We start from the raw sequence: 5,072 nt of genomic DNA, 5'->3' as shown, positions 1-5,072 counted from the left end.
TGGAATACCTATGTCAAATCTCCAAACCATTATATCACCCCCGAACAATACAAAGCGGTTGCTGCAATGCGTGTTTGCCGTACCGAAGCTTTGGGAATCGACCATTATGTTTGCGAAGAATGTGGAGAAATAAGCCAGGTTTACCACAGTTGCAAAAACCGTTTTTGCCCCACCTGCAGCTGGAAAGACACCATGAAGTGGGCCGAGAAAATGAAAACCCAAATGCTGGACATTCCACACCGACATGTGGTGTTTACACTGCCACACAAACTCAACAACTTAATCAGCGACAATAAGAGGGAACTTTTAAGTGCTTTGTTCAAAGCAGCAGCCGAAGCCATAAAAGACTGGATGATGCACAAATACAAGCTCACCCCCGGGATAATCAGCGTGCTCCACACATTTGGAGAAACAAAACAATTGCACCCGCACATTCACATGATACTTTCATGGGGAGGGGTTAACAAAAACAATTGCCTCGAAGAAATTACAGGCGAGTATGTAAACTATAAATTCATCCAGACAAAATTCCGGTGTAAGTTCGAAGACAAGCTCTTCGAAATGTTTGATTCAAATACGCTGGAGCAAAATTTTTCAGACCGGATAGAATTTCTCCGGTTCATTAAAAGAGTAAACGGCAATAGTTGGAGGGTACATTTCGAACCCGCAATCCAAATCCCCGAAGAAGTGATTCGTTACATCGGAAGGTACTCAAAAAGGGCATGTATCAGCGAATATAAAATAACAAACATCGACGGGGAAAATATCTCGTTCAAATACAAAGACTACAAAAACCTTGACTTTTACGGGAAACCCATCGAAAAAGAAATTACGCTGAACTACCGCGAGTTTTTCCCCAGGTTATTACAACACGTTCCGCTGCCTTATTTTAGGATTGTCAGGTACTACGGGGCTTATGCAGCAAGGACAAAAGCAGTACTTAACAAAACCCTTGTCAAAATAACAAATAAAACTTCTGAAGCTCCAGAAATTGAAGAGAACGCAGAAACCTATGAAATGGCTGAAAACCCGAGAATTTGCAAAAACTGCAATACCGAAAAAACATACTTGTTCTCAACATTTAAAAACAAAAAAAATGAGACCATTTATATGACCAGGTTTAGACCAGAAAAAAACAAAATCAAAAAAACAGCAGCATAAAACCCATGGGAGTGGTATGCCCTGTTATGAAATATGGATTAAATTATGCAACTTTAAGAGCAACTTTTAATGAAAAAGGGACTTTATAACAAACCTAAAACAAGAAAACCAATTTTAAGCCCGTACAATCCGGACTCCCAAATGGTTATTCTCGAAATGGAATTATATAAACCCCTAATAAATAGTGAAATAAAAACAAAGCACAGTGTACAACAAAGTGTAAATTTAATACGGGTGGGCGTGGTAGTTGAAACGGCCACTTTTCAATCCAACACCGCCAAATCTTTGATTTGACGGTTGTAAAATAAAAAAGGGAAAGTTAAAGATTTGGCTCGCTGCAAACTTGACAGGAAAGCTCTTCGAAGTCCCGTACTAAACTTACACCAACCGTTGTATGCAAGCTGAAAATGCCAGCGCACAAACAAGAGAGTGCCAAGTCGCCCACACACAATCCAAACAAGACTTGCCACACACTTGTTTTTTGCCGACACACTGAGATATGAAGAAAGAAACATCAGATATTAAAATATTTTTTGACCAGCCAAAGTCTTTTGAGTTGCAGAACATAAAAGCTTTGATGGGTTTAACAGGATTGTATTTCATCTTTACCGAAAAGACTAAAATTCAATATCCATTTAAAAAGTCTAGACTTCTTTATATCGGCATGAGTGAAAAGAAAACGAATTCAATGGGCAATAGACTAAATGGACATTTTAGTGGCAAAAGTAAAAATTTGGGTCTTGTAAATTATCGAAAAGTTGAATCATTATTTTTTACTTATATAAACTTTGAAATGCTTCGAGATATTTGGGATTATAGAATAGAAGACCTAGAAAGTTATTTTATATTAGACTTTGTTGAGAAATTTGGAGTATATCCTATCTGTAATAATAAATCAGGATATGAGATATTAGATAAAGAGATAAGTGCAAATTTTAAAATTGATTGGCAATATTTTGAATAAACCCTAAGAATATGGAAAATAAAATCAGAAGTGGCAAAGAAGTCATCGATGACTTCTTCGCTGAAATTTTAAATATTGAAGGGACTGATGAAAAAACAGTCGAAAAATTAATTGAGTTATATAGTGATAATAAGCTTACCGATAGCAATATTCAGAATGCCTTAGAAGAATTAAAGCAAGATGCTATATCACCTAAAAAATCAGGAACAGATGGCAAAGATTAATTCAATAAAAATAAGTGGACTTAGAGGCGTTAAAGAGCCGTTAAGCCTTAATTTAAATAAAAAATCAATTTTAATTTACGGTGATAACGGAACTGGAAAAAGTTCTATCACCGATTCTTTTGAATGGTTCTTTTATGACAGAATTGAACACTTATCAAATGAGGAAATTGGTAGAAGAAAAGGTAAGGATGCCGTTCGAAATATCTTTATACCAGATACTGAAGATGGATATATTGAACTAAAGTTTGATGACAACAACCTCGACTCAAAAAAATCAATTGACAATTCCCTTCGCAATTCTTTATCAAACACCTCTGATGAATTAAACAATTATTTAAGTGCATCCAGTTCTGAAAGACTTATCTTAAGGTATCGTGATTTAGTTCAGTTTATAATCGCTGGTAAAACGGATAAACTTACTGAATTACAAAAAATTATTGGTTTTTCTGATGTTGCAAACTTAAGAGCATTATTAAAGAAAAGTGCTGGAAGAATTGCAAGGAATATTAAAGCCATAAACTATGATAATCTAAAAAACATTCAACAAAGAATAATTCTAGAAAATCTGGAACGGAATTCATATTCTGATGAACAACTTTTTGAAGGAGCAAATGAGCTGATTAAGCCTTTAAAACTTGATTTTGAGATAAAATCACGCACTGATATAAATGCTGTATTAAAGAAAATTGAGAGTAAAGAAGATACAGCCTTAATAGAGCAGATAAATTATCACATGAAAGTATGGGAAGTTTTTTCTGAATTACAAGGAAATATAGAGCCAATTGCTAATGCGTATAAAACATTTTATGATTCGTTTGTAGATTTACAGAAAGACCCTGAAAAAATAAAGAAGCTTCAACTCCTTTCCCTGTTACAAGAAGGGCAAAGTGTATTAAGTAAAGATGTTGTAAAAGAAGACTATTGCCCTCTTTGTCTGCAAGAAAAAAGTAAAATAAGTTTACTTCAAGAATTAAATGAAAGAATCTTAGATTTAGAACAACTCTCTACTGAAAAAAAGAAACTAGACGAAAAAGCCAAAGACCTTGAATCATTAATTAAAACCAGCAGTAGTTCTATTGATACTTTAACAAGGGAGAAACTTTTCAGTAATGAGAAATTTATAAGCATTAAAGAAAAAATAGAATTAGTAAAATCCTCATTAAATGTTTATTCAGAAGAGTTAAAAAAGGATTTCACTGTAAATTTAATAGACCCTCAAGATTTAACTTTTGACAAGCTACACATTGAAGAATTTATTGAACATATTAATAAAACAAAAAAAGCTCTAACCGAAACTAAAGAATCAAATATTAAATTTAAGGTCTACACTAAACTCATGCAGGCATCAAAAGCATATGTTGAGTATCTTAGGATAGAAAAAGAGCAAAAGGTTTTAATAGGACAGCAAACTACATTTGAATTATTATACGAGGATTTTATCATAAGGCAGGAAGAGGCACTTAATGTATTCTTATCAATGTTTTCAAAGGACATCAATGATTATTATACAACGATGAACCCTAAAGAAAAGATAAATGACATCAAGTTAGTTCCAATAAAGAAAGACGATGAATTAGTTGGTATTACAATTGAGTATAGCTTCTTTAATGAAGTAAAAACTCCACCTATTGCCTATTTAAGTGAAAGTCATATTAATTGTTTAGGATTATCATTTTTCCTGGCATCAGTCAAAGCATTTAACAAACAAAACAAGTTCTTTATTTTGGATGATGTAATTTCAAGTTTTGACCGTTCTCACCGTTATAGATTTGCACAATTACTCGCAAATAAATTTAATGACTATCAAGTAGTCTTGCTGACACATGAAAAAGAATTTTTTCAACTTGTATCAAGTGAGGTAAAAAGCAAAGGTTGGTTATTAAATAGTTTTAAATGGTCAATGGAAAACGGAACTGGTATAGAAAAAGGATTGGCTGATATTAAAGAGCGAATTGTGAAAAAATTTGAAGAAAAAAATACTGATGGTCTAGGCAATGATATCAGAGTCTATACGGAAAAAGTGATGAAACATGTTGCTCTTGACATAGAAGCTAAAGTCGCTTACAGAAATAATGATGTAAATGAAAAACGAATGGCTCCTGAACTATTGGATTCTGTACAAGCAAAGTTGTCTAAAGCTAGCAAGCAGATTAAAGAAGTTGCAGACATACCTAAGATTAAAGGAATGCCTATGTTTATGAGTAATACAACATCACACGACAATGACTTTCAGGAATCAATTGAGGATTTGGATGCAATATGGGAAGATATAAAGAATATGATTCATGTTTTTTATTGCCCTGATTGTGATAAGTTTATTTCAACTAGATATTATGACAATGTGGAGAAAAAGATTAGATGTGGTTGTGGTAAATTAAAATACGAATGGAAAAATTAATGCCACCGCATAAAGCCATACACATTTGCAATTCGCACAGGCTGGCTCACAGCCCAAAATTGCAAAAGAGTATGTCTTTGCCAACGCAGACAAAGAAAAACAGCCAGCATACAACACGCGGTATAAAAAATTGCCGAGACAGTAGGTTATTCAACGATTGTAGCACGATTCAGCTTTTGTGCAATTGGACAGTGAATCGCCCGCAATCGGCAACATTTTCATACCGCCATCCGTTGTACACAATGCTAAACGCATAGCACAAATAGCTTAAGATATGATAGTAAATCTTGAATGCGAAATGTGCCATTTTGAATTTGACACAGAA

4 protein-coding genes are annotated in these 5,072 nt (G+C 33.9%); all 4 read left to right on the top strand.

Translation table 11 applies throughout. The annotated features are described in order from the left end of the window. On the top strand, positions 1-1,161 hold a 1,161-nt coding region (locus tag BMW53_RS20420), incomplete at its 5' end, for an IS91 family transposase (RefSeq protein WP_139178294.1). A gap of 499 nt (positions 1,162-1,660) precedes the next feature. Continuing rightward, the gene (locus tag BMW53_RS20410) at positions 1,661-2,125 is read left to right on the top strand and encodes a GIY-YIG nuclease family protein (RefSeq protein WP_038555799.1); all 465 of its coding nucleotides are present in this window, start codon (positions 1,661-1,663) and stop codon (positions 2,123-2,125) included. Positions 2,126-2,136: 11 nt separating this feature from the next. After that, entirely contained in the window at positions 2,137-2,349 is a 213-nt protein-coding gene (locus BMW53_RS20405) for a hypothetical protein (RefSeq protein ID WP_038555802.1), read from the top strand. Continuing rightward, the gene (locus tag BMW53_RS20400; protein WP_074781165.1) at positions 2,336-4,747 is read left to right on the top strand and encodes an AAA family ATPase; all 2,412 of its coding nucleotides are present in this window, start codon (positions 2,336-2,338) and stop codon (positions 4,745-4,747) included. The genes BMW53_RS20405 and BMW53_RS20400 overlap by 14 nt, the downstream gene beginning before the upstream one ends. The last annotated feature ends 325 nt before the right edge of the window (positions 4,748-5,072 follow it).

The sequence above is a fragment of the Draconibacterium orientale genome, from assembly GCF_900111425.1.
GTDB lineage: Bacteria > Bacteroidota > Bacteroidia > Bacteroidales > Prolixibacteraceae > Draconibacterium > Draconibacterium orientale.
Note: the sequence above shows the minus strand (reverse complement) of the source record. Positions and strands in the feature narration are given on the sequence as shown.